This window comes from Gilvimarinus sp. 1_MG-2023, from assembly GCF_030548285.1.
Window position 1 is genome coordinate 1 of the sequence record NZ_JAUOSC010000938.1, and the last position, 276, is coordinate 276.

The following is a 276-nucleotide window of genomic DNA, read 5'->3' on the forward strand; positions in this document are numbered from 1 at the left end:
GTATTACCGCGATTGGATTTCCGGCTTCATCGTTTGCGATCCAGTCGGCCCTGATGTCCGATCTGGCACGCTTCAGCTTTGCTGATGCCCAGGGGCTGATTCACCAGATGCTCGACCACTGCCGTGAGCAGCAGGTTGCGCCCATCAAGGGCAATACCTTTGCCCTGACCTTGCTGGACGGGCTGTCGGTAGAAGAAGAGCGCTTGCTGCGTTTGCTGAACGCACACCTCGGCAGTATTCCCTTGCTGGGAGGGTCGGCGGCCGATGATATGTGCC

At 58.7% G+C, this 276-nt stretch carries 1 protein-coding gene; it reads left to right on the plus strand.

Features of this window, described 5'->3' with window-relative positions; all coding sequences use genetic code 11:
• Positions 1–276 (plus strand): FIST N-terminal domain-containing protein (locus Q4563_RS19625; RefSeq protein ID WP_303605713.1); only part of this gene is annotated, 276 nt, incomplete at both ends.